This is a genomic window from Streptomyces angustmyceticus, from assembly GCF_019933235.1.
Classification (GTDB): domain Bacteria; phylum Actinomycetota; class Actinomycetes; order Streptomycetales; family Streptomycetaceae; genus Streptomyces; species Streptomyces angustmyceticus.
In genome coordinates, this window is the sequence record NZ_CP082945.1 from 3680204 (window position 1) to 3704181 (window position 23978).

Annotated in this window: 16 protein-coding genes and 2 pseudogenes; 5 read left to right on the top strand and 13 right to left on the bottom strand. The window is 72.9% G+C overall.

Features of this window, described 5'->3' with window-relative positions; translation table 11 throughout:
* Positions 1–55: 55 nt before the first annotated feature.
* From K7396_RS16510 to bldG, 5 genes are all read right to left on the bottom strand, one after another.
* On the bottom strand, positions 56–1603 hold the full coding sequence (locus K7396_RS16510) for a DUF7059 domain-containing protein (RefSeq protein WP_373866924.1): 1548 nt from the start codon (positions 1601–1603) through the stop codon (positions 56–58).
* A 155-nt stretch (positions 1604–1758) separates the two neighbouring features.
* Positions 1759–2343 carry a small secreted protein gene (locus tag K7396_RS16515; protein WP_086715780.1) on the bottom strand — a complete coding sequence of 195 codons (585 nt, stop codon included), beginning with the start codon at positions 2341–2343 and terminating at the stop codon, positions 1759–1761.
* 218 nt (positions 2344–2561) lie between these two features.
* A complete protein-coding gene (locus K7396_RS16520) occupies positions 2562–4967 on the bottom strand; it encodes a sodium-translocating pyrophosphatase (RefSeq protein ID WP_086715782.1) in 2406 nt (801 codons plus the stop codon).
* 926 nt (positions 4968–5893) lie between these two features.
* Complete coding sequence (locus tag K7396_RS16525) at positions 5894–6334, bottom strand: ATP-binding protein (protein WP_086716836.1); 441 nt, start codon at positions 6332–6334, stop codon at positions 5894–5896.
* Between the two features lie 111 nt (positions 6335–6445).
* Positions 6446–6787, bottom strand: a complete 342-nt coding sequence (gene bldG / locus K7396_RS16530; protein ID WP_004571875.1) for an anti-sigma factor antagonist BldG — start codon at positions 6785–6787, stop codon at positions 6446–6448.
* A 162-nt stretch (positions 6788–6949) separates the two neighbouring features.
* Here bldG and K7396_RS16535 point away from each other — a divergent pair, with 162 nt between their 5' ends.
* Positions 6950–9319 (top strand): DEAD/DEAH box helicase, encoded by a 2370-nt coding sequence (locus tag K7396_RS16535; protein WP_223660024.1) that lies wholly within the window; start codon positions 6950–6952, stop codon positions 9317–9319.
* Positions 9320–9730: 411 nt separating this feature from the next.
* Here K7396_RS16535 and K7396_RS16540 read toward each other — a convergent pair.
* From K7396_RS16540 to ssd, 7 genes and pseudogenes are all read right to left on the bottom strand, one after another.
* A pseudogene (locus tag K7396_RS16540) lies at positions 9731–10075 on the bottom strand (Rv3654c family TadE-like protein); the annotation flags it as partial.
* On the bottom strand, positions 10050–10448 hold the full coding sequence (locus K7396_RS16545) for a TadE family type IV pilus minor pilin (RefSeq protein WP_086716835.1): 399 nt from the start codon (positions 10446–10448) through the stop codon (positions 10050–10052). The gene K7396_RS16545 and the pseudogene K7396_RS16540, both read right to left, overlap by 26 nt.
* The gene (locus K7396_RS16550; RefSeq protein ID WP_208629103.1) at positions 10435–10665 is read right to left on the bottom strand and encodes a DUF4244 domain-containing protein; all 231 of its coding nucleotides are present in this window, start codon (positions 10663–10665) and stop codon (positions 10435–10437) included. The genes K7396_RS16545 and K7396_RS16550 overlap by 14 nt, the downstream gene beginning before the upstream one ends.
* A 273-nt stretch (positions 10666–10938) precedes the next feature.
* The gene (locus K7396_RS16555; RefSeq protein ID WP_223660026.1) at positions 10939–11781 is read right to left on the bottom strand and encodes a type II secretion system F family protein; all 843 of its coding nucleotides are present in this window, start codon (positions 11779–11781) and stop codon (positions 10939–10941) included.
* Between the two features lie 13 nt (positions 11782–11794).
* Complete coding sequence (locus tag K7396_RS16560; protein WP_167392731.1) at positions 11795–12715, bottom strand: type II secretion system F family protein; 921 nt, start codon at positions 12713–12715, stop codon at positions 11795–11797.
* Positions 12712–13878 carry a TadA family conjugal transfer-associated ATPase gene (locus K7396_RS16565; RefSeq protein WP_086716833.1) on the bottom strand — a complete coding sequence of 389 codons (1167 nt, stop codon included), beginning with the start codon at positions 13876–13878 and terminating at the stop codon, positions 12712–12714. The genes K7396_RS16560 and K7396_RS16565 overlap by 4 nt, the downstream gene beginning before the upstream one ends.
* Before the next feature lie 296 nt (positions 13879–14174).
* A pseudogene (gene ssd / locus K7396_RS16570) lies at positions 14175–15284 on the bottom strand (septum site-determining protein Ssd); the annotation flags it as partial.
* Positions 15285–15742: 458 nt separating this feature from the next.
* Between ssd and K7396_RS16575 the strand changes: the two are divergent.
* Complete coding sequence (locus K7396_RS16575) at positions 15743–16651, top strand: HAD family hydrolase (protein ID WP_086721766.1); 909 nt, start codon at positions 15743–15745, stop codon at positions 16649–16651.
* 365 nt (positions 16652–17016) lie between these two features.
* On the opposite strand, the gene K7396_RS16580 is transcribed toward K7396_RS16575, so the two are convergent.
* Positions 17017–17919 carry a Fic family protein gene (locus K7396_RS16580; RefSeq protein WP_086721767.1) on the bottom strand — a complete coding sequence of 301 codons (903 nt, stop codon included), beginning with the start codon at positions 17917–17919 and terminating at the stop codon, positions 17017–17019.
* 101 nt (positions 17920–18020) lie between these two features.
* Between K7396_RS16580 and K7396_RS16585 the strand changes: the two genes are divergently transcribed.
* The 3 genes from K7396_RS16585 (at position 18021) to acs (ending at position 23807) form a co-directional block, all read left to right on the top strand.
* Positions 18021–19007, top strand: coding sequence for an ATP-binding protein (locus K7396_RS16585; protein ID WP_086721768.1), 987 nt, complete (start codon positions 18021–18023; stop codon positions 19005–19007).
* A gap of 349 nt (positions 19008–19356) precedes the next feature.
* Positions 19357–21693, top strand: a complete 2337-nt coding sequence (locus tag K7396_RS16590) for a SulP family inorganic anion transporter (protein WP_152104637.1) — start codon at positions 19357–19359, stop codon at positions 21691–21693.
* A gap of 149 nt (positions 21694–21842) precedes the next feature.
* Positions 21843–23807, top strand: coding sequence for an acetate--CoA ligase (gene acs, locus K7396_RS16595; protein WP_086717520.1), 1965 nt, complete (start codon positions 21843–21845; stop codon positions 23805–23807).
* The last annotated feature ends 171 nt before the right edge of the window (positions 23808–23978 follow it).

The window sequence follows — 23978 nt, forward strand, 5'->3', positions numbered from 1 at the left end:
TTCCGGCGAACGCCGGATGAACGGCACCCGCCGTGTCCTGCCGCCCCGGCCCCCGTCAGCCGTCCGCGGCCACCGGCTCCAGGAACCCCTGCTCGACCAGCATCCGGATCGAGGCCGGCGTACGGTCCCGCAGCAGCACCGGGTCCTCGCCGACGAGTTGGGCGATGGCGTCCAGGATCCGCCCGGCCGGGAGCGAGCCGTCACACACCCCGGCGAAGCCCGCGCCGACCGTGTCGACCTTCGTCGCCCGCCGCATCCCGCGGTTCTGACGCAGCACCACATGCTCGGGGTCCTCCGCCCCCGGCAGCCCGACCTGCTCCTGCACCACCTCGTCGGCGAGCCGGAAGTGCGCGGCGAGCAGCGCCGCGTCGTCCGTGGCCCGCAGGTAGTCCTGGCGCTCGAAGTGCCGTACGACCGACTCCCCCAGCGGCTGTTCCACCGGGTGCGGCCATTCCTCGACCGTGACCGACGGGGAGTCCGAACCGGACTTGCGCAGCGTGATCCAGCCGAAGCCGACGGCCTTGGTCCGGCGCGCCTCGAACTCGTCGAGCCAGGCGCCGTACCGCGCGGCGTACGCCTCGTCACCGGCGCGGTGGTCGCCCGCGTCGCGCAGCCACAGCTCGGCGTACTGGGCGACGTCCTGCACCTCGCGCTGCACGATCCACGCGTCGCAGCCGCGCGGCACCCAGGAGCGCAGCCGGTCCTGCCAGTCCTCGCCCGCCACGTGCTGCCAGTTGGCCAGCAGCTGGCAGTACCCGCCGTCGTTGAGATGCGCGGCGGACTGCTGGACGAGCGTCCGGCACAGGTCGTCGCCGCCCATGCCGCCGTCGCGGTAGGTGAGCCGGGCGCCCGGCGAGATCACGAACGGCGGGTTGGACACGATCAGGTCGTACGTCTCGTCCCCCACGGGCTCGAACAGCGAGCCCTCCCGCAGATCCGCCGGCCCCGCCCCGGAGAGCGCCAGGGTCAGCGCGGCGATCCGCAGCGCCCGGGGGTTGAGGTCGGTGCCCGTGACGCGGGTGGCGTGCTGGGCGGCGTGCAGCGCCTGGATGCCGGAACCGGTGCCGAGGTCGAGCGCCCGGCCGGCCGGCCTGCGCACGGTGATGCCCGCGAGGGTCGTGGACGCGCCGCCGACCCCGAGCACCAGTTGTGCGCGCTCCGCCTCCCCGGCGCCCCGGATGCCGCCGGCGCCACCGACCGCGCAGCCCAGGTCGGAGACGATCCACCAGTCCTGCCCCTCGGGGCCGCCGTACGGGCGCACGTCCACACCGGCGCGCAGCTCGTCGCCGTCCCGCACCAGCCAGCCGTCGGCGAGGCAGTCCGCGACGGGAAGCGCCGCCTGCGCCTGCCGCAGTTCCACCGGGCGCTGCAGCAGGAACAGCCGCACCAGGGTCTCCAACGGGCTGCCGCCGCGCGTCGCCCGCAGGGCGGGGACGGTCTCGCTGCGCGCCAGCGCGGCGTAGGCCGGCGCGCCGAGCAGCTCCAGCAGCCCGTCGGCGGTGTAGGCGGCGGTCAGGAGTGCCTCGCGCAGCCGGGCGGTGCGGGCGTTGCTCTCGGGGTCCTGGACATCGGCGGTGGGGAGGTGCGTACTCACGCCCACCATTGTCGGCCCTGCCACCGACAATCGGCGACGGCCCGGCGCCACGCCCCGCTCGGGCGCGTCGCCGGGCCGTACGAAGCCGTTGCCGTGCCGCGGCGTCGCGGGTCTCCCCGCTCACCCGCGGCCACGGCACCGGGTCCCGCCCGGAGGGCCGTGCCCTACGACTTCTTGGACTGCGTGGGGGCCGGGGAACCGGACGCGGCCGGGTTCTGGCAGCCCTTCTGGGCGGCCATCGCCTTGCCGACGTCGCCGGACTCCAGGTTCTTGAAGGCCGCCTCGCTCTGCTTGTTGAGCTTGTTGATGCCGCTGGACAGGTCGCGCAGGCCGTCCGCGAACTTCAGCTTGTCCGAGGTGTCGAGGTTGTTGACCTGCTTCTGGAGGTCCGCGTAGCCCTTGGAGAGCGAGTTGAGCTCCTTGACGGCGTTCTGCTGTGCCTGCTTGCCCTGGTCGGTGGGCGGCGGCCCGGCCTTCTCCAGGGACTTGGCCAGCGAGGCGTAGGCCTGGGAAATCTTCTGGAAGGCCGCCGAGTCGGTCTGCTGGACCTTCTTGGAGTCCGTGCTGCCGTTGTCGGCCGTCTGCATGGCGCCGTTGGCGTCCTGGATCTGCTGGAAATGAGCCTGCGCGGGGTCGCAGAAACTCTTCGCCCAGTCATTGAGCTTCTTGTTGCTGTCGTCGCTGCAGCCGGTCAGCGCGAGCACCAGTGCCGCACCGCCGGACAGTGCAGCCACAAGCTTCTTGTTCACCGGATTGGTCCCTTCCATGGCTCTCGGCCCCGGAACATACACGTCCAAAGGGCCTCGGCCACCGGTCGGGCATCCCGCCCTGCCCTCATTGCAGCCATTTGCACCAAGGACCGCGGGGCCACCCGGGCACGCGGAAGGCGGGTGGCCGGCGCTCGCAAAACACACCGTCCACCCGCCCAGTTGAGCGGTCCGCGCGCCCTGTTGGAGGCCGCTCCCGGCTAGGACGCCACCGCCGTGGTGGCGGACTTGGCGACGTTCTCCGGGTCCTCGGAGTTGTCTTCGTCACCCACGGCGATTCCACGCCGCTTGGAGACGTAGACCGCACCGACGATGACGGCGATCGCCAGCAGGGCGACGACGATCCGTACGCCCAGGCTCTTGTCCTGGCCGTAGGAGAACTTCACCACCGCGGGCGCGATCAGCAGCGCCACCAGGTTCATGACCTTCAGCAGCGGGTTGATCGCCGGGCCCGCGGTGTCCTTGAACGGGTCGCCGACGGTGTCGCCGATGACCGTCGCGGCATGCGCCTCGCTGCCCTTGCCGCCGTGGTGGCCGTCCTCGACGAGCTTCTTGGCGTTGTCCCACGCGCCACCGGAGTTGGCGAGGAAGACCGCCATCAGCGTGCCGGTGCCGATCGCGCCCGCCAGGAACGAGCCGAGCGCGCCGACCCCGAGGGAGAAGCCGACCGCGATCGGCGTGAGCACGGCCAGCAGCCCGGGAGTGGCCAGCTCGCGCAGCGCGTCCTTGGTGCAGATGTCGACCACCCGGCCGTACTCGGGCTTCTCGGTGTAGTCCATGATCCCGGGGCGCTCGCGGAACTGCCGGCGCACCTCGAAGACCACCGATCCCGCCGACCGCGACACCGCGTTGATCGCCAGCCCGGAGAACAGGAAGACGACCGAGGCGCCGAGGATCAGCCCGACCAGGTTGTTGGGCTGCGAGATGTCCAGGCTGAGCCCCATCCCGTTCGCGGCGCTGCCGATGTCCCGTACGGCGGTCGCGATCGCGTCCCGGTACGAGCCGAAGAGCGCGGCCGCGGCCAGTACGGCGGTCGCGATGGCGATGCCCTTGGTGATGGCCTTGGTGGTGTTGCCCACCGCGTCCAGGTCGGTCAGCACCTGCGCGCCGTCACCGGTGACGTCACCGGACATCTCGGCGATGCCCTGCGCGTTGTCGGAGACCGGCCCGAAGGTGTCCATCGCCACGATCACGCCGACGGTGGTCAGCAGACCGGTGCCGGCCAGCGCCACCGCGAACAGCGCCAGCATGATGGAGGCACCGCCCAACAGGTACGCCCCGTAGACGGCGAGGCCGATCAGCACCGCCGAGTAGACCGCCGACTCCAGGCCGATGGAGATGCCGGAGAGCACGACCGTGGCCGGTCCGGTCAGCGAGGTCTTGCCGATGTCCCGGACGGGACGACGGGTCGTCTCGGTGAAGTAGCCGGTCAGCTGCTGGATCAGCGCGGCCAGCACGATGCCGATGGCGACCGCCACCAGCGCCAGCATCCGCGGGTCGCCGCTGCGGCCCAGGACCTCGGTGTCGGTGACCCCGGTCAGGTCCTGGTAGCTGGACGGCAGGTAGGTGAAGACCGCGACGGCCACCAGCACCAGCGAGATGCCCGCGGAGACGAAGAAGCCGCGGTTGATCGCCGTCATCCCGCTGCGGTCGCTGCGCCGGGGCGCGACGACGAAGATGCCGATCATCGCGGTGAGCACGCCGATGGCCGGGACCAGCAGCGGGAACGCGAGACCGGCGTCGCCGAAGGCCGCCGTGCCCAGGATGAGGGCGGCGACCAGGGTCACCGCGTACGACTCGAAGAGGTCGGCGGCCATACCGGCGCAGTCGCCGACGTTGTCGCCCACGTTGTCCGCGATGGTCGCGGCGTTGCGCGGGTCGTCCTCGGGGATGCCCTGCTCGACCTTGCCGACCAGGTCGGCGCCGACGTCCGCGGCCTTGGTGAAGATGCCGCCGCCGACCCTCATGAACATCGCGATCAGCGCGGCGCCGAGCCCGAAGCCCTCCAGCACCTTGGGCGCGTCGACGGCGTACACGAGCACCACGCAGGACGCGCCGAGCAGGCCCAGCCCCACGGTGAACATGCCGACGACGCCACCGGTACGGAATGCGATCTTCATCGCCTTGTGGGAGACGGCCGTAAGATCCTTTTTCTTGGTGTCGCCCTCGGCCGGAGTGGCTTCCCGTGCGGCCGCCGCGACGCGCACATTGCTGCGCACCGCGAGCCACATACCGATATAGCCGGTGGCCGCCGAGAAACCGGCGCCGATCAAGAAGAAGGCGCTGCGTCCGGCGCGCTGCGTCCAATTTTCCGCGGGCAGCAGCATGAGCAGGAAGAACACCACGACGGCGAATACGCCGAGAGTCCGCAACTGCCGCGCCAGGTAGGCATTTGCGCCTTCCTGCACGGCCGCCGCGATCTTCTTCATACTGTCGGTTCCCTCACCGGCCGCGAGCACTTGGCGGACCAGCACCGCCGCGACGGCCAGCGCCGCCAGGGCGACGACGGCGATCACCAGCACGATCACGCGGTTGCCCGCCGTGAGTGAGGGCCCGGCCAGAAAAGTGGGGGTGTCAAGCAACTGAGGGGTGTAAGGCCCCGCCATTCGTCCTCCTTGACGTTTGGCACATGGGCGCGCGGAAGCACGCTCAGGCGTCCTGAGCAAGATGTGGACGGATTGTAGGGAGCCACGGTTGATCAAAACAGTACGCGTCAAAGGGAATTCGCCGGTAGCAGCGAAGATCAAAAGGTCGACGCCGCACGGAATTCGCCCGGACGAAGGAAAGCACCGAATTCGCTGACCACCGCCCGATGATCTCTCTGTCGTACTGATCGTCCCGCGACCGCCATCTGATCGTCGCTGCTCAAGGACGCCACCCGGGAACCCGGGACGCCACGGCCCCACGTGACGCCGGAGAGAATTGCTCCCCCCGCCTTCGGCCGAACGGGTGCCCCACACTCCCCGGACCGCACCCCGCCCTCCGGTGAGCCCCCGTCAGATCGAGTCCGGATCGCAACGCGGGAGACGGCGGAGAAGCACCGGGGGCGGTGGGGCCCGGCGTGGCGCCGGCGGCGTGGCGGGGCCCGGCGGGGCGGTGGGGCCCGGCGGGGCGGTGGGGCCCGGCGGTGCGGCGGAGTCGACGGCGCGGCCATGCGGTGGGGCCGCGCAGCCGGGCTTACGGGAGGGCGACTGCGGGGCGCCCGTGGGGTGCCGGCGGGGGCGCCTGAGCCGCGGGCCGGGACAGCCGTCGTGGGAGCGCATGGCGGCCGCCCCGCTCGGGCACACGGCCCTCAGACACACGGGCACACGGGCACACGGGCACACGGGCACACGGGCACACGGGCACACGGGCACACGGGCACACGGGCACACGGGCACACGGCGGGAGGGTGAGGCCGGTGGGGCACAGCAGGAAGGCCGCGGGAAGGGATCAAGAGGGGCGGGAGCAGCTCGCAGGCCCCCTGGAGCATCGCGGGGCGCCCTCAGCCGCTACGGGACGGAGCAGGGCCCTCTCAGGAGCTCTCGGAGCGCTACGGCAGGATCGTGGCCGTATTGGTGGGCCAGGTCATGCGGATCAGCCCGCCGTCCTTGCCGGCGGTCACCTCGACGTCGTCGACCAGCCCGCTGATCACCGCGAGGCCCATTTCGTCCTCGCCCTCGGCGTCACTGTCCGCGGCGCCCTCGGGCTCGTCGCCGCGCGCGCCGGACGTACCGGAGTCGCCGGAGACGCCGTCGCCGACCTCGATCGAGAACTTCTTCTCGTCCTCGATCAGCAGGACGCGGACGGGCTCCGCGATGTCATGGCTCTCGTGCAGCCCGACGGCCCGGCTGCAGGCCTCACCGACGGCGAGCCGCACCTCGTCCAGCACGGCCTCGTCCACCCCGGCGCGCCGTGCCACGGCAGCCGCGACCAGACGCGCGGTGCGGACGTGCTCGGGAAGGGCGCTGAAGCGAAGTTCGACGGTGGCCATGCCATCCCCCTCGTTTTGCGGGCGTGCGACGCAGGGGGCCGGACACCGTGTCCGGAACCCCCCACTGCTTCCTCCCCCCGCGCCTGCTGGCGCGGGGGACCGGCGAAACCGTCAGTCGGTAGCTGCGACGGCTTCGTCGACCGAGGTGTGAATCGGGAACACCTTGGTCAGTCCGGTGATTCGGAAGATCTTGAGAATGCGCTCCTGGTTGCAGACCAGGCGCAGCGAGCCCTCATGGGCACGCACCCGCTTGAGTCCGCCGACCAGCACGCCGAGCCCAGTGGAGTCGAGGAAGTCGACACGTTCCATGTCCACCACGAGGTGGTAGCTTCCGTCGTTCACAAGCTCGACCAGCTGCTCCCGCAGCTTGGGCGCGGTGTATACATCAATCTCGCCACCGACCTCGACGACCGTACGGTCGCCAACGGTCCGGGTCGACAGGGACAGGTCCACGGATCCTCCAGCACCTTGCTATCGAGCGGTCGCCCCCCTGGGGCCTCCCCACCGAAGGTAGGGGCGGATCTGGCAGCCGCGATGGCATTCAATCACTTACCGGCAGGCGCGCACGACGCCCTTTGAGCATTGTCCGTCACTCCGGTGACACACTCGGTGCCGATGGCCTCCAATCCAGTCCCGCCGGATGCGGGCGCGCGCTCTTCCCCAGGCATGATTCTCGAACGTCTCGCCCGGGGCGCGACCCGCGCTGCGCGCATCACTCATACGGAGCACTTGCCCCCGCGCATTGGCCGCCATGCCGACTGGCCCGAACAGATCCGGCCGGAAGTGATCGCCGCCATCCGTTCGGCCGGAATCGATCGTCCCTGGGCTCACCAGGCACGGACATCCGAACACGCGCTGCGCGGCGAATCGGTCGTCGTGGCCACCGGCACCGCCTCGGGGAAGTCCCTGGCGTATCTCGCGCCGGTCCTCTCCACGCTCCTGGACGGCTCGGAGGCGCCGAACGGGCGGGGCGCCACCGCCCTGTATCTGGCCCCCACGAAGGCACTGGCGGCCGATCAGCGGCGCGCCGTACGCGAGCTGGCCGCCCCGCTGGGCTCCGCCGTCCGGCCCGCGGTCTACGACGGCGACACCCCCGTCGAGGAGCGCGAGTGGGTCCGCCAGTACGGCAACTACGTGCTGACCAACCCCGACATGCTGCATCGCGGCATCCTCCCGGCACACGCCCGCTGGTCCTCCTTCCTGCGCGCGCTGCGCTATGTCGTCATCGACGAGTGCCACAGCTACCGCGGTGTCTTCGGCTCCCATGTCGCACAGGTCGTCCGCCGGCTGCGCCGGGTCTGCGCCCGGTACGGCTCCGAGCCGGTCTTCCTGCTCGCCTCCGCCACGGCCGCGGATCCGGCACAGGCCGCCACCCGGCTCACCGGTCTGCCCGTGGTGGAAATCACCGAGGACGCCTCGCCGCGCGGCGAGTTGGCGTTCGCCCTGTGGGAGCCGCCGCTCACCGAACTCCACGGCGAGCAGGGCGCGCCGGTGCGCCGGACGGCCACCGCCGAGACCGCCGACCTGCTCACCGACCTCGCCGTCCAGGGCGTCCGCACCGTCGCCTTCGTCCGCTCCCGGCGCGGCGCCGAGCTGATCGCGTTGATCGCCCAGGAGCGGCTCGCGGAGGTGGACCGTTCGCTGCCCGGGCGCGTCGCCGCGTACCGGGGCGGATATCTGCCCGAGGAGCGCCGGGCCCTGGAACGCGCGCTGCACAGCGGCGATCTCCTCGGCCTGGCCGCCACCACCGCGCTCGAACTGGGCGTGGACGTCTCCGGTCTGGACGCCGTGATCATCGCCGGCTATCCGGGGACCCGGGCGTCCCTGTGGCAGCAGGCGGGCCGGGCGGGCCGCTCCGGGCAGGGCGCCCTCGCCGTGCTCGTGGCCCGCGACGACCCGCTGGACACCTACCTCGTACACCACCCCGAGGCGCTCTTCGACCAGCCCGTCGAGTCCACCGTCCTCGACCCCGACAACCCGTACGTGCTCGCCCCGCACCTGTGCGCGGCCGCCTCCGAACTTCCGCTCACCGAATCCGACTTCGCGCTCTTCGGGACCGCGGCCGCCGGACTGATGCCGCAGCTGGAGGCCGCGAACCTGCTGCGGCGGCGGGCCAGGGCCTGGCACTGGACGCGCCGTGAGCGGGCCGTCGACCTCACGGACATCCGCGGCCAGGGCGGGTCGCCGGTGCAGGTCGTGGAGGAGGGCACCGGACGGCTGCTGGGCACCGTGGACGCCGCCGCCGCGCACACCACCGTCCACGACGGCGCGGTCCACCTCCACCAGGGCCGTACCTATGTCGTGCGGCATCTCGACCTGGCGGACAACGTGGCGCTCGTCGAGGAGGCCCATCCGCCCTATTCCACGACCGCCCGCGACACCACCGCCATCGCCATCCTGGAAACCGACACCGAGGTCCCCTGGGGGGACGGCCGGCTGTGCTTCGGTTCCGTGGAGGTCACCAACCAGGTCGTCTCCTTCCTTCGCCGCAAGCTGATCACCGGCGAGGTCCTGGGCGAGACCAAGCTCGATCTGCCGCCCCGTACGCTGCGCACCCGCGCGGTGTGGTGGACGGTCACCGAGGACCAGCTCGACGCCGCGCGCGTCAATCCCGAGCAGCTCGGCGGCGCGCTGCACGCCGCGGAACACGCCTCCATCGGCATGCTGCCGCTCTTCGCGACCTGCGACCGCTGGGACATCGGCGGCGTCTCCGTGCCGCTCCACCCGGACACCCTGCTGCCGACCGTCTTCGTCTACGACGGCCATCCCGGCGGCGCCGGATTCGCCGAGCGCGCCTTCCACACGGCCGCCGACTGGCTCACCGCCACCCGTGACGCCATCGCCTCCTGCGAATGCGAGGCCGGCTGCCCCTCCTGCATCCAGTCCCCCAAGTGCGGCAACGGCAACGACCCACTCCACAAGCGGGGCGCCATCCGCTTGCTGGGCGAGCTGCTGCGCGCGGTGCCGCGGGAGGGCGCTTCCTAGCGGTCGGTCGCGCGCGGTGGACGCCGCCGGGTGCGGGCTGGCTGGGGCGGCGGACGCCACCGTGTGGGGGCGGGCGCAGGCAACGGACGCTGTCGTGTGCGGGTGGGATGGGGCTGGTGCCGGGGCGCTGGACGCCGCCGGCCTGGCCCGGTTCGCTGTGTCAGCGCGCCCCGTCGGCGCGGCCCGGCTCGGCGGCGGGGCGGCTCGTCCTGGCCGCACGGGCCGGTTCGACGCTGCGGTGGCTCGCCCCTTCGGCCCGGCCCAACTCGCGGTGACAGCACGCCCCATCGGCACATCCCGGTCCGACACCACGTCGCTCGTCACTGCGGCAGCCCGCCCCCGCAGCCCGGCCCGGGCCCGGACCTCGTCTCCGGTCCCGGCCGGCGGACCGGCGCGGGCCGGTGACCGGTCAGCAGGCCCCGGCGGCCCGGCTCGGGCCCGTACGCGGGAGGTGAACGGGCTGCGGCCCGCTTCGGCGGAGACGTCGGCGATCGGCCCCGTCAGCGCGCAGCGCACCAGGCGGGTGTGCTGCGCGGCCGCCACCCGGTGGGCCGCGGCGCAGGCCGCGGCCGGGCCCTGTAGGGCGTGGCCCGCGGCGGCCAGCGCCGCCAGGTCCGCGGCGCCACCCGCTCGGTGCCGCGCCGTGACCGCCTGGCCCACACCCATCAGGGCCACGAAGACCGCACACAGTGCCGCCGCCGCGAACACCGTCCAGACCGTCGCTGAGCCCTCATCGCCGCACCGTCTCCTCAGCAAGAGCCACCGCCTCCCCTCCGACCTGCACGGTCAGCTGCCCCACACCGGGCAGTTCCGCCTCGACCCGTACGCGCACCAGGTCGCCCTCCCGCGCCAGCGCGACCCGCGCTCCCCTCGGAGCAGCGCTGCGCGCCGCCGAGATCACCGCCGCCCGGGGTTCCGACCGCGCGGCGGCCCGCGCCCCGGCCCGCGCGGCATCCACACACTCGATACGGGCGCACACCGCCATCAGCCCCCAGATGAGCGCAGCCACCACCGCCACCAGGACGGGCAGGACCACTGCGGTCTCCGCCGTCACGAACCCGCCGTCACGGGCGCGACGCGGGGCACCCCGGGCCCGAGGGCCCGGGGGCCGGCCGTCAGAACTGGACATTGATCGCCCGCTCCAACGCCGCCTGGAGCAGCGCCTTCACGGGCCCGCTCGTCACGACCTTGTAGAGCACCGCGGCCAAGGCACACGCCGCAAGCGTCCCCACGGCGTACTCCGCCGTGGTCATCCCCCGGTCGTCACCCCCGAGCGGACGCCGCCCAGCCCTCCACCGCCTCAACCGTCGAAAAGCTCCCTCTCGAAACACTCCACCCCGAAACATTCCGTCCCCCTTTCACCACACCTGATGAATGGCTTCTGACCCATGGCTTCTGGCCTCTGGCATTTGGCATCTGTTGAGTGGCCCTTGATGCGCCGTCGTTGATGCGCCGTCGTTGATGCGCGGCCTCTGGCATTTGGCTTTCGATGCGCGTCTCCTGACCTGGCCCGTGAGCCGATCCCGGCCGCTCCGTCTCCCTTCCGCCGACCTCGTCCGCTGATCCCCCTGCCGCTCGAACCCGCCCCCGCCTCCCCTCGAACTCGCCTCTTCTTCCGCTCAGTTGCGTCCCAGCACGCCGCTGGCCAGGCCGATCAGGACCGGCGCGACCCCGAGTGCCAGAAACGCCGGCAGGAAGCACGCCGACAGCGGCAGGGTGACCAGCACCCCGGCCCGCCGGGCCCGTGCGGTCGCCGATCGAGCGTGTTCCGCACGGAGTTCGGCGGCGACCCGGGACACCGACTCGACGGCCGGCACCCCGGATATCCCGGCGCGCTCCATGCAGCGCGCCAGCCCTCGAGCGCCGGGAAGGTCCGCCAGCCGCGTCCATACGACAGCGGGTTCACCTCCCAGTCGCAGTTCCGCCGCCACCTGGCGCAGCCGCTCCGCGACCGGCCCGTCGAGCGACCGGCCCACCGCCTCGGCCGACTCCCGCGGCCCGGCCCCCGCCGCGAGGCAGGCCGCCAGCAGGTCGCCCGCCGGCGCCAACTCCGCCCGTACCTCCGCGGCCGCCGCCCGGGCCGCCTCCGCGCCCCGCTGTTGCGCCAGTCGGCGGTGCGCCCCGTATCCCACGGCGAGTCCCGTCAGAACGCCTGTGACGCCACCGATGAGAATGACCATGAATCCGGCCGCTCCGAGCGGCCCGGCCCACTCCTTCAGCAGGCCGTTCCGTGGGCCGCTGTCCTCCGAGCCCGACGTTCGGCTGCGACGCCGGAGCCGGGCGAACGTCCTGCGCTGGTCACCGGGCCCACCGCCGTGGCCGGGCACGGCGGCCCACATCTCCGATACCCGCCGCCGCAACACTCGCGCCCGCCGCGCCTCCCGCACCAGTGCCACGATGCACAGCAGTGCCACCATCGCGGCAACCGCCATCCCCACCCTGTGGACAACTTCCGCGCTCACACCGATCCCCTCCCTACGCGTCTTCCGCGGCGGCGACGATCCGGGCCGTCCAGGACACGCCGCACCACTCCAGGAGCCCGCCGACCGCCAGGCACCCCCACCCGGCCGGGGTGTGCAGCAGCACCCGCAGCGGGTCGGCGCCGAGCGCGCCGCCCATCAGGAGTCCACCGGCCGGCAGCAGGGCAAGCATCAACGCGGTGGCCCGTGGCCCCGCCAACTGCGCCCGTAGTTCGTCGCGTTGATCTCTCTGGGCCCTGAGGCCGGCCGCGATCCGTTCCAGTCCCGAGGCCAGTCCGGCGCCGCCCTCCACCGCCACCTGCCAGCACGCGGCCATACCGGTCAGTCCCGCGGCCCCCGGCAGCCGGGCCGCGGCCCGCAGCTCCCGGGGCACGTCTCCGCCGTATCGCGCGGCCGCCAGCACCGCCGAGCCGGCCGCCCCGAGCCCCGGCGCCCCCGCGGCGAGCAGCGCCTGGGCGGGCTGCCGGCCGGCCCGCAGCTCGCCCGCCACCGCGGCGCACAGCCCGATCACCGCCGCACAGCGCCTGTCGCGCGCCTGCACCGCTCCGCGGGCGGCCAGCCATCGGCGGACCAGGAAGAGGGCCACCACGGAGGCGAGTACCGGGAGCACGGACCCGCCCAGCACGGCCAGCGCCAGCCCCGCCGGCAGACACCAGATCTCGCGCCCGCAGTCCCCCAGGCGTCCGAGGCTCCAGCGCCGCCCCGCTTCGCCCTCGACCAGCCGCCCCGCGCACCACTTCCGCACTGCCCGGCCCGGCGGCCAGGCCCGCCACCCGGCTTCCGGGTCCGCCTCTCCGACGCCCCCGAACAGCGCCCGCGCCCGCCGCCGTACGACGTCCCGACGGCCACCGGCCAGCCGGCCCGCCCCCGCCGCGCAGAGCACCGCGGCCACCACCGTCATCGCGACCGCGCTCATCGGACTCCGCCCTCGCCCCGCTCGCACAGCCGCATCAACCGCCCCCAGCCGCGCGCCTCCTGGAAGCCGTCCGCGCCCCAGAGGGCCGCCGGCACGGTCACCACGAACCCGTCGCGGTCCCGCTCCAGGACATGGAGCTCGGCGATCCGGCGGCGGCCGGTCCGGTCGCGCACGAGATGCAGCACGACCGAGAGCGCGGCCGCCAACTGGCTGTGCAGCGCGGCACGGTCCAGGCCCGCCGTCGAACCGAGGGCCTCCAGGCGCGCGGGGACATCGCACGCCGCGTTGGCATGGACCGTGCCGCACCCGCCTTCATGACCCGTGTTGAGCGCCGCCAGCAGGTCCGTGACCTCGGCGCCGCGCACCTCCCCCACCACCAGCCGGTCCGGGCGCATGCGCAGCGCCTGCCGTACGAGATCCCGTAGCGTCACCCGGCCGACGCCCTCCTGGTTGGCGGGCCGGGTCTCCAGCCGCACCACATGGGGATGGTCCGGCCGCAGCTCCGCCGAGTCCTCGGCCAGGACGATCCGCTCCGCCGGGCCGACGAGTCCGAGCAGGGTGCTGAGCAAGGTGGTCTTCCCGGAGCCCGTGCCCCCGCTGATCAGAAACGACAGCCGGGCCGCCAGCACCGCGGCGAGCAGCCGGTCGCCGCCCGGCGGGACGGTGCCCGCCGACACCAGTTCCGCGAGGGAGAAGGCCCGCGGCCGCAGCACCCGTAAGGACAGGCAGGTGCCGGCGACCGCCACCGGGGGCAGCACCGCATGCAGCCGGGTGCCGTCCGGCAGCCGCGCGTCCACCCATGGCCGGGCATCGTCCAGCCGCCGCCCGGCCACCGCCGCCAGCCGCTGGGCGAGCCTGCGCACCTCGGCCGCGTCCCGGAAGTGGACACCGGTGCGTTCCAGGCCGCCGCCGCGGTCCACCCACACCTCGTCTGGCGCGGTGACCAGGACGTCCGTGACATCGGGCGCCGCCAGCAGGGGTTCCAGCGGCCCGCTGCCGACCATCTCGGACCGCAACGCGGCCACCACACCCAGCACTTCGGCATCGCCCAGCAGCCGCCCCTGCTCGCGAAGGGCCACCGCCACGCGGGCGGGCGTGGGCTCCGCACCGGCTTCGGCGAGGCGTCTGCGCACGGCCTCCAGGAGAACCTGGCTCTGGCTCATGACCAGTCACCGTCCCGGCGGGCCGTACGGGGCCCTCTGGGACCGGCCCCCGGCCACGACTCCGCACCGGCCCCCCTCGCCGCCCCCGGCCCCGGAGCAGCACTCGGCGCAGCTCCCGGCCCGCCGCCCGCCTCCGGCCCCGGACAACCACCTGCCTCGGTCCCCGGACGCTCCCCCGCCCCCGACACCGGCCGGCGCTCCGACCCGGCCTCCGGCCGCTCGACGGCGCCCGCCCGCGCAACGGCCCCCGGCCACTCGGCGCCGCCCCTCGCCCGCTCAACGCCCTCCGACCCGCCGCCCGCGCTCCCGTCCTCGGTCACACGCCCCCAGAACCCCGCACAGAACCGCGCCAGCGGCCCCCGCACCTGGGCCCCCGGTGGCACGCCACGCGAAAGATCCAGCAACAGGCCGGCCTCCCAGGACACTTCGCCGGCGAGCGGCAGCCCCATGAGGCAGGCGATCTCGTCCGGCGGCAGTCCGTGCCCGTGGCGTCCGGGCACCCCGCGCGCCACCACCCGCAGATCGCCGAGCACCTGCTGCACCCCGGCGGCCGCCCGTCCGGCCGCCGCGACCGCGCGCAGCTCCGTGGGGACGATGAGCAGGCCCATGTCCACCTGTGCGAGGGCCTCCGCCGTGGCCTCGTCGACCCTGCGCGGCAGATCGACCACCACCACGCCGCCGCGGCGCCGGGCCGCGGCCATGACCGCGCGCATGGCCGGGGGCGGGATGGTGACATCGGCGCCCCGGTCCCAGCTGAGGACGCGCAGGGAGTGCAGCCGCGGCAGCGACTCCGCCAGCGCGCCGCAGGCCACCCGGCCGCGCGATTCGGCGAACGCGGGCCAGCGGAGCCCCTTCTCCTTCTCCCCGCCCATCAGCACGTCCAGGCCGCCGCCCAGCGGATCTCCGTCGACGAGCAGGGTGCGCCGCCCCGTGCGGGCCGCGGTGACGGCCAGCGCACCGGCAAGGGTGCTGGCGCCGGCGCCCCCGCAGCCGCCGATGACCCCGACCGTCAGGGCCGGGGGCCCGACGCCCTCGACGGCGTCGGCGATCCGGTCGGTCAGCCAGCGCTCGCCGTCGGGGAGGACGAGGACACGCTCGGCCCCGAGGGCGACGGCCCGGCGCAGGAGGGCCGGATCGTCGGTGTCCCCGCCCGTGAGGATGACGCCCGGGCGGCGTGCGGCGCCGAGCAGCCGCGGCGCGCAGTCAGCGCCGACGATCACCAGGGGCGGTGCTTCCCAGTCGCCTCGGCGGGCCGGCAGACCGTGTGCCACTTCGGGCAGCGCACCGGCCGCCGCGCACAGCCGCAGAAGATCGTCGAGGAGTCGTTCGTCCTCGGTGATGATCAGTGGCCCGCCCGGCTCTCCGCCGGTCCGGACCGTTCCTTTCGATGGCGTGGTTTCGGCCACGTTCTGTCCCCCTGTCGCTACGCAACTCGCACATCCGCGAACTCGCGGCTTTTCACGGTGCAGCGATCGGGAAAATCTTGTGGATCTTGACCCGAAATTGTGGACAACTCCGAGGGTTGTGAATATCCCTGTCACCTATTCCAGCGACGAACGGCAACTTGTGGGGCTCAAGAGACTCTTCCCTGAAGGAGCCGCTCCGCTACGGTGCGTAATAGGATGATTGCGCCGGGAGTGCCGGCGCCGCGCAGGCAAGGGGCGGAGCGGGTCGGTGCCCGGCGGCAGAAAATGCGTCCGGACATGCGACGACCCCCGCCGGGGGGGAGAGCGGGGGTCGTCCCCACGGCCGACTCGGGGGGGGAGGAGCCGGACCGGGTTAGCACGGTCGCGAACGATCCGTGACTTCCATGGTGTACCCGAGAGCCTTCTCAGGCAAACCCACGCGCCACACCTTACGCCGAATGGTGGGCGCCTATGCTCGCCCCGTGGAAAACCACTCCGTGCCTCACTCGACTCCCCGTACTGCCGCGTTCTTCGACTTGGACAAGACCGTCATTGCAAAGTCGAGCACGCTGACCTTCAGCAAGTCGTTCTACCAAGGCGGCCTGATCAATCGGCGGGCCGTACTGCGCACCGCGTACGCCCAGTTCGTGTTCCTGGCGGGCGGCGCCGACCACGACCAGATGGAGCGCATGCGGGAATATCTCTCCTCGCTGTGCCGCGGCTGGGACGTCGCCCAGGTGCGGGAGATCGTCGCCGAGACGCTGCACGATCTCATCGACCCCATCATTTACGACGAGGCCGCCTCGCTCATCGAGGAGCATCACGCCGCCGGACGGGACGTCGTGATCGTCTCCACCTCGGGCGCCGAGGTCGTCGAACCGATCGGTGAACTCCTGGGCGCGGACCGGGTGGTGGCCACCCGTATGGTCGTCGGCGAGGACGGCCGCTTCACCGGCGAAGTGGAGTATTACGCCTACGGGCCGACCAAGGCGGAAGCCGTTCGGGAACTCGCGGCGTCCGAGGGATACGACCTCGAGCGCTGTTATGCGTACAGCGATTCCGCGACCGATGTGCCGATGCTCTCGGCGGTGGGTCATCCGTACGCGGTCAATCCGGACCGGGCGCTGCGCCGCGAGGCGGTCGCGCGCGGCTGGCCGGTGCTCTCCTTCAACCGTCCGGTCCCGCTCAAACAGCGGCTCCCGTCGCTGTCGATGCCCTCGCGGCCGGTGCTCGCCGCCCTGGCAGCGGTGGGCGCGGCCATGGCCACGGCGACGCTGGTCTGGTACACGAGCCGGCGGAAAACCACTGGGCCGCGCATCCGAGTTATCGGCCGTACCGGCGGCGCACTCCGCAATGCACGCGTTTGAAGCCAAACGTAAAGATCTGCAGGTGGGGGTTCCGCTTGTCGGGCCCGAGGAGTACAAAGGACTTAACGGCCCGCGAGACCAAGGACATCCGAGAGGAACACCTTTAACGCAGGAAGTGGCCCACGGACCGATGCATGAATGTCGGGCACCCACGCGACGCCGACCCGTCGATTACGGGCCAGCCGCACCAGGTAACCGGACAAAGATTCCGACCTGATGGGCACATATCCGAGCACGCTTGGTAACCCGGCGGACATGCCAGCGGCGGTACCACCCATTGGTACCGCCGCAACCCTGTTCAGGGGCAAGGAAGCAGTGCTTCCGGAATTCCCGGGCGCCGGCGCGGCTTTCGCCCCGGCTCCCCCTTATGCCGCGCCGCGCTGCAGCGCCTCACAGACGGCGGTGCTCTCCCGTACGCCCAGTTCCACCGCGCGTCCGCAGTGCGCGATCCATGCCGCGACGCCCTCCGGGGTGCCGGAGACGTAGCCCTCCAGGGCCGCGACGTAGGCCGCGCGGCCCAGTTCGGCGTGTCCGACCTCGGCCGGGCAGATCGACTTCGGGTCCAGTCCGCTGCCGATCAGCACGATCCGCTCCGCGGCCCGCGCGACCAGCCCGTTGCACGTGGCGAACGGACGCAGGGCGAGCAACTCGCCGTGCACCACCGCCGCGGTCACCAGGGCCGGCGCCTCGGTGCCGGTGAGCAGCAGCCGCGACAGCCCGTCCAGGCGCCCGGCGACCTCGTCGGCATCCGGGAGCGGCAGTTCGATGAGCGGTTCGTCCACCGGCTCGGCGGCCAGCCGGGGCCGTCCCACGGTGTCGTCCGCCGCGCCTCCCGGCCCGTGCCGGCCCCCGGCCTCGGCAGAGCCCTGTCCGCCACCCGATGCCGCCACCAGATGGAGCCGCGCCAGCACCCGCAGCGGCGACTGCCGCCAGACGCTGAGCAACTGGCCGGCCTCGGCCGTCAGCCGCAGCGCGGCGCCGACCGTCCGGGGTTCGCCCTCGACGCCGAAGTCGGTGCGGCGCCGGACCTCTTCGAGCGCCCAGTCGGCTCCCGACAGGGCCGCGGAACCGCGCGCTCCGCGCAGCGCCGCCTCGGAGGTCACCTCGTTGCTGCGGCGCCGCATGATCCGGTGCCCGTACACCCGGTCGACGCCCTTGCGGACGGAGGCCACCGAGTCGGCGACCCCCGGGAGCGAGGCCAGGGTCGCGAGCGGGTCGTCGCTCGCTTTCGGGGGTGCGGGGGACGTCCCCCTGGTGTTTCCAGCCATGGGTACGACCCTACGCACCACCGGGGCCGACCCCTCGAAGGAGTGGTCTTCCTCACGCAGCCCTCTCACCCAAAGCGATCTTCCACTTACCCTTGGTGAACATGAAGATCGCTTTCGTAGGGAAGGGCGGCAGCGGCAAGACCACCCTGTCCTCCCTGTTCATCCGCCATCTCGCCGCGACCGGGCTCCCCGTGATCGCCGTGGATGCCGACATCAACCAGCATCTGGGCGCCGCCCTCGGCCTCGACGAGGCGGAGGACGCCGCACTCCCCGCGATGGGCGCCCATCTCCCGCTGATCAAGGACTACTTGCGCGGCAGCAACCCGCGGATCCCCTCCGCCGCCTCGATGATCAAGACCACCCCGCCCGGCGAGGGCTCCCGGCTGCTGCGGATCAGCGAGAACAACCCCGTGTACGACGCCTGCGCCAGGACGGTGCGGCTCGGCGACTCCGCCGTACGGCTGATGGCGACCGGGCCGTTCACCGAGTCGGACCTGGGCGTGGCCTGCTACCACTCCAAGGTCGGCGCGGTGGAGCTGTGCCTGAACCACCTCGTGGACGGCCGCGAGGAGTACGTCGTCGTCGACATGACGGCCGGCTCCGACTCCTTCGCCTCCGGGATGTTCACCCGGTTCGACATGACCTTCCTGGTGGCCGAGCCGACCCGTAAGGGCGTCGCCGTCTACCGCCAGTACAAGGAGTACGCGCGGGACTTCGGCGTTCCCCTGAAGGTCGTGGGCAACAAGGTGCAGGGCCCCGAGGACCTGGCGTTCCTGCGCGACGAGGCAGGCGAGGACCTGCTGGTGACCGTCGGCCACTCCGACTGGGTGCGCGCCATGGAGAAGGGCCGCCCGAGTCCCTTCGCCTGCCTGGAGGAGGACAACCGCCAGGCCCTGGAAACCCTGCACCGCACGGCCGACGCCGCCTACGGGCGCCGCGACTGGGAGCGCTACACGCGCCAGATGGTGCACTTCCATTTGAAGAACGCGGAGAGCTGGGGCAATGCGAAGACCGGAGTCGATCTCGCGGCCCAGGTCGACCCGTCCTTCGTGCTCTTCGAAGGGGCGAGTGCCCCCCAGCCCGCCTGACAGGGGGACGAGCCCGGAGGGGCGCCGGAGAGGCACGCCGCCCGACCGCCCCTCCGGCGCCCGCCCTCCCCCGGAATTCCCGCACACCGGCTTCCCGCCACCGAGAAGCGGCAGGAAATCAGCAAGCCGAACATCGCCCTATTCACTACATAGGGGGAAGGATGATGGCATGTGCCGGTAAAAGCTTCTCCTTACCTTTACCTGTCATTACGGTTCATTTACCGATGCTTGAGAGTCACCGGACCGTCGCCCCACAGCGGCAACCACCGGCCGGCTCACGTCCCGCCGCAGTACACCGCCGCCCCACGCTCGCGCCCCGCGCGACCGCGTCGCCCCGGAGGAGACGGGAATGCCGCAGATCGAGAAGTCGCCGCCGCAGCCGCCGCGCACCTCGCCCCCCACCGAGAAGCCTCCCGAGCCCGGTACGCCCTCCGGGGCCGGCTCCCGCTCCAAGGCGGCCCGCCGGGCCGCCTTCCGAGGGGATCTCTCCGCTTCGGTCGTCGTCTTCCTGCTGGCCGTCCCGCTGTCGCTGGGCATCGCCCTGGCCACCGGCGCACCGCTCCAGGCCGGTCTGGTCGCCGCGGTCGCCGGCGGCATCGTCGCCGGTCTGCTCGGCGGCGCCCCGCTCCAGGTGACCGGCGCGGCCACCGGCCTCCTGGTGGTCACCGCCGACCTGGTCCAGCGCTACGGCTGGCGCGCCACCTGCGCCATCACGGTCCTGGCCGGCCTCGCCCAACTCGCCCTGGGGGCCCTGCGGGTGGCCCGTGCGGCGCTGGCCGTCAGCCCGGCGATCGTGCACGGCATGCTGGCCGGTATCGGGGCCACCATCGCCCTCGGACAGCTCCATGTGGTGCTCGGCGGCAGCCCGGACAGCTCGGCGCTCGACAACGCCGCCGCGCTGCCCGGCCAGTTGGCGCACCCGCACGCCGCCGCGCTGCTGATCGGCGGCGTGACCGTCGTCGTGCTCATCGGATGGGGGCGGCTGCCGGGCCGCATCGGGCGGTGGGCGCGGGTGCTGCCGGCCCCGCTGGCCGCCGTGCTCGCCGCGACCGCCGTCAGCGCGGGGACGACGGTGGCGCGCGTGGAGCTGCCGTCCTGGCGGCTGCCCGAGCTGCCGGTACTGCCGGACGCGTCCGTTCCGGCGCTGGCCGCCGCGGTGCTGACCGTCACCCTCGTCGCCAGCATGGAGTCGCTGCTGTCGGCGGTGGCCGTGGACCGGCTGGCGGCCGAGCGGCCGCACGCCCCCATGAGGCGGACCCGGCTCGACCGCGAGCTGCTCGGCCAGGGCGTGGCCAATGCCGTCTCCGGGCTGCTGGGCGGGCTGCCGGTGTCCGGAGGCGCGATGCGCGGCTCGGCGAACGTGCGCGCGGGCGCGGCCACCCACCGGGCCACCGTGCTGCACGGCGTATGGGTGCTGCTCTGCGCGGGCCTGCTGGCCGCGGCGCTGGAGCTGATCCCGCTGGCCGCGCTCGCCGCGCTGGTCATGGTCGTCGGCGTACGGATGGTGAGCTTCGCGCACATCCGGCACGTACAGCGGCACCGCGAATTCCCGGTGTACGCCGCCACCTTGGGCGGCGTCGTGCTCCTCGGCGTGCTCCAGGGCGTTGTGACGGGCATCGCCGTCGCGCTCCTCCTGGCGCTGCGACGGCTGACGCACACCGGGATCACGGTGACGGAGGAACCCGAGGGGCATCGGGTGCGCGTCAGCGGCCAGTTGACGTTCCTGGCGGTGCCGCGGCTGACCCGGGCGCTGGCGCAGGTCCCCGCGCACACCGATGTCGTCATCGAGCTGTGCGGCTCGTTCATGGACCATGCCGCCTACGAGGCGCTGCGGTCCTGGTCCGCCGCCCACCGGGCGCACGGCGGCGAGGTCTCCCTCGGCGGCCGCGCGGGGCGGCCGATCGCCGAGCCGGCCAGCGCGCACTCCTGCCGCCCGTGGACGCCGTGGCGCAACCACCACTGCACCCGGCCCGCCCCGGAAACGGCGGCGGCCGCCGAGAGCGGCGACAGCCAACTGCTGGGCGGGGTCAGCGCGTTCCAGCGCAACACGGCCCCGCTCGTGCGCGAGGAGCTGGCGCGGCTGGCACGCGAGGGTCAGCGGCCCAGCCAGCTGTTCCTGACCTGCGCCGACTCCCGGCTGGTCACGAGCATGATCACGTCGAGCGGTCCGGGAGACCTGTTCACCGTGCGCAATGTCGGCAACCTGATGCCGCCGCCCGGCTCGGACGCCTCCTGCGACTCCGTGGGGGCGGCGATCGAGTACGCCGTGGAGGTGCTGCGGGTCGGGTCGATCACGGTGTGCGGCCATTCGGGGTGCGGGGCCATGGGGGCGCTGCTGAACGCGCCCGCCCCGGAGGACGCCGAGCCGACCTCGCTCTCCCGGTGGCTGCGGCACGGGCGGCCGAGCCTGGCCCGTATGCAGCGCATCGGGCGGCGGGGGCGGGGCGAAGTCTCCCTGAGCGGGCGCCCGGTGGGCGACGACCAGGAGCGGCTGGCGCTCGTCAACGTCATGCAGCAGCTCGACCACCTCAGGGCGCACGCCTGCGTGTCGCGCCGGGTGGCCGAGGGCGCGCTCACCTTGCAGGGCATGTACTTCCACGTCGGCGAGGCCCAGGCGTACGTGCTCGACGAGGCCACCGGGCGGTTCTGCGCGGTCCGCGGCGAACCGGCACCGGTGACGGCCTGACCTGCGCGGCAACCCCTCGGCGCCCCTGGAACTGACTCCCCGCCAACAGGTCTACACCAATATTTTTCCACAGGCCTTGTCAGGGCCGTGCGCGGGCTGATGAGCTATGACCTGGGGACACATCGGACGCCCTGGGAATGGGAGAAGTTGTGAGCAACGAAAGCCTGGCCAACCTGCTCAAGGAGGAGCGGCGGTTCGAGCCGCCCGCCGATCTGGCCGCGCACGCCAACGTCACGGCTGCCGCGTACGAGCAGGCCGCGGCGGACCGGCTGGGTTTCTGGGCCGAGCAGGCCCGACGCCTGTCATGGGAGACCGCGCCCACCCAGACCCTCGACTGGTCCAACCCGCCGTTCGCGAAGTGGTTCGCCGACGGCAAGCTCAACGTCGCGTACAACTGCGTGGACCGGCATGTCGAGAACGGCCTGGGTGACCGGGTCGCCATCCACTTCGAGGGCGAGCCGGGTGACACCCGCGCGATCACGTACGCCGAGCTGCAGCGCGAGGTCTCCAAGGCGGCCCACGCGCTGACCGAGCTGGGCGTGCGCAGCGGCGACCGGGTGGCCATCTACCTGCCGATGATCCCCGAGGCGGTCATCTCCATGCTGGCCTGCGCCCGCCTGGGCGCCCCGCACTCCGTCGTCTTCGGCGGCTTCTCCGCGGACGCGCTGGCCACCCGCATCAACGACGCCGACGCCCGCGTGGTGATCACCGCCGACGGCGGCTTCCGCCGCGGCAAGCCCTCCGCCCTCAAGCCCGCCGTCGACGAGGCGCTGACCAGGCCCGGCACGGAGAACGTCCGCAGCGTCCTGGTCGTCCGCCGCACCGGCCAGGAGGACGTCGCCTGGCACGACGGCCGGGACGTGTGGTGGCACGAGATCGTCGAGCGGCAGAGCGAGCAGCACACGCCCGAGGCCTTCGACGCCGAGCACCCGCTGTTCATCCTGTACACCTCCGGGACGACGGGTAAGCCCAAGGGCATCCTGCACACCACCGGCGGCTACCTCACCCAGGTCTCGTACACCCACCACGCGGTCTTCGACCTCAAGCCCGAGACCGACGTGTTCTGGTGCACCGCCGACGTCGGCTGGGTGACGGGCCACTCGTACATCACCTACGGCCCGCTCTCCAACGGCGCGACCGAGGTGCTCTACGAGGGCACGCCCGACACCCCGCACCAGGGCCGCTGGTGGGAGATCGTCCAGAAGTACGGCGTGACGGTCCTCTACACCGCGCCGACCGCGATCCGCGCCTGCATGAAGTGGGGCGACGACATCCCGGCGAAGTTCGACCTGTCGTCGCTGCGCGTCCTGGGCTCGGTGGGCGAGCCGATCAACCCCGAGGCCTGGATGTGGTACCGCAAGCACATCGGGGCCGACGCCACGCCGATCGTCGACACCTGGTGGCAGACCGAGACCGGCGGCATGATGCTCAGCCCGCTGCCGGGCGTCACGGCCACCAAGCCCGGCTCGGCCCAGGTGGCGCTGCCCGGCATCGCGGCGACCGTCGTGGACGACGAGGCCCGCGAGGTCCCCGACGGCGCCGGCGGCTACCTCGTGCTGACCGAGCCCTGGCCGTCCATGCTCCGCACGATCTGGGGCGACGACCAGCGCTACCTCGACACGTACTGGTCGCGCTTCGAGGGCAAGTACTTCGCCGGCGACGGCGCCAAGAAGGACGACGACGGCGACATCTGGCTGCTCGGCCGGGTGGACGACGTGATGCTGGTGTCCGGTCACAACATCTCCACGACCGAGGTCGAGTCGGCGCTGGTCTCGCACCCGAAGGTGGCCGAAGCCGCGGTCGTCGGCGCCGCCGACCCGCAGACCACCCAGGCCATCTGCGCCTTCGTCATCCTGCGGGGCGGCGCGGCGGAGGACGAGGGCCTGGTCGAGGAGCTGCGCGCGCACGTCGCCCAGCAGCTCGGGCCGATCGCCAAGCCCAAGCGGATCCTGCCGGTCGCGGAGCTGCCCAAGACCCGCTCCGGCAAGATCATGCGACGGCTGCTGCGCGACGTCGCCGAGAACCGCGACCTCGGTGATGTCACGACCCTCACCGACTCCTCCGTCATGGATCTGATCCAGGCGAAGCTGCCGAGCGCGGCCTCCGAGGACTGAGCGGAACCCGGCCCGGAGGGGTGCCCGGCCGACGCGGCCGGGCACCCCTCCGGCGGTCGCCGCCCCTCCCACCGACGCCGGGCCTCCCGCGGGGAGAGCCAGGGGAGAGCCGCCGCTCCCGAGCCGCGCGACCCGGCACCGCGCCCGTTCCGGCGCCGCCCGGCCCCTCTC

Bases quoted from the DNA above. Each gene is read 5' to 3' on its own strand.
- K7396_RS16510 (WP_373866924.1), bottom strand. From the start codon at position 1,603: ATGGTGGGCGTGAGTACGCACCTCCCCACCGCCGATGTCCAGGACCCC.
- K7396_RS16550 (WP_208629103.1), bottom strand. From the start codon at position 10,665: ATGTTTCGGGGTGGAGTGTTTCGAGAGGGAGCTTTTCGACGGTTGAGG.
- K7396_RS16565 (WP_086716833.1), bottom strand. From the start codon at position 13,878: ATGAGCCAGAGCCAGGTTCTCCTGGAGGCCGTGCGCAGACGCCTCGCC.
- K7396_RS16545 (WP_086716835.1), bottom strand. From the start codon at position 10,448: ATGTCCAGTTCTGACGGCCGGCCCCCGGGCCCTCGGGCCCGGGGTGCC.
- K7396_RS16585 (WP_086721768.1), top strand. From the start codon at position 18,021: ATGAAGATCGCTTTCGTAGGGAAGGGCGGCAGCGGCAAGACCACCCTG.
- K7396_RS16590 (WP_152104637.1), top strand. From the start codon at position 19,357: ATGCCGCAGATCGAGAAGTCGCCGCCGCAGCCGCCGCGCACCTCGCCC.
- K7396_RS16525 (WP_086716836.1), bottom strand. From the start codon at position 6,334: ATGGCCACCGTCGAACTTCGCTTCAGCGCCCTTCCCGAGCACGTCCGC.
- K7396_RS16535 (WP_223660024.1), top strand. From the start codon at position 6,950: ATGGCCTCCAATCCAGTCCCGCCGGATGCGGGCGCGCGCTCTTCCCCA.
- K7396_RS16580 (WP_086721767.1), bottom strand. From the start codon at position 17,919: ATGGCTGGAAACACCAGGGGGACGTCCCCCGCACCCCCGAAAGCGAGC.
- K7396_RS16560 (WP_167392731.1), bottom strand. From the start codon at position 12,715: ATGAGCGCGGTCGCGATGACGGTGGTGGCCGCGGTGCTCTGCGCGGCG.
- K7396_RS16520 (WP_086715782.1), bottom strand. From the start codon at position 4,967: ATGGCGGGGCCTTACACCCCTCAGTTGCTTGACACCCCCACTTTTCTG.
- K7396_RS16575 (WP_086721766.1), top strand. From the start codon at position 15,743: ATGGTGGGCGCCTATGCTCGCCCCGTGGAAAACCACTCCGTGCCTCAC.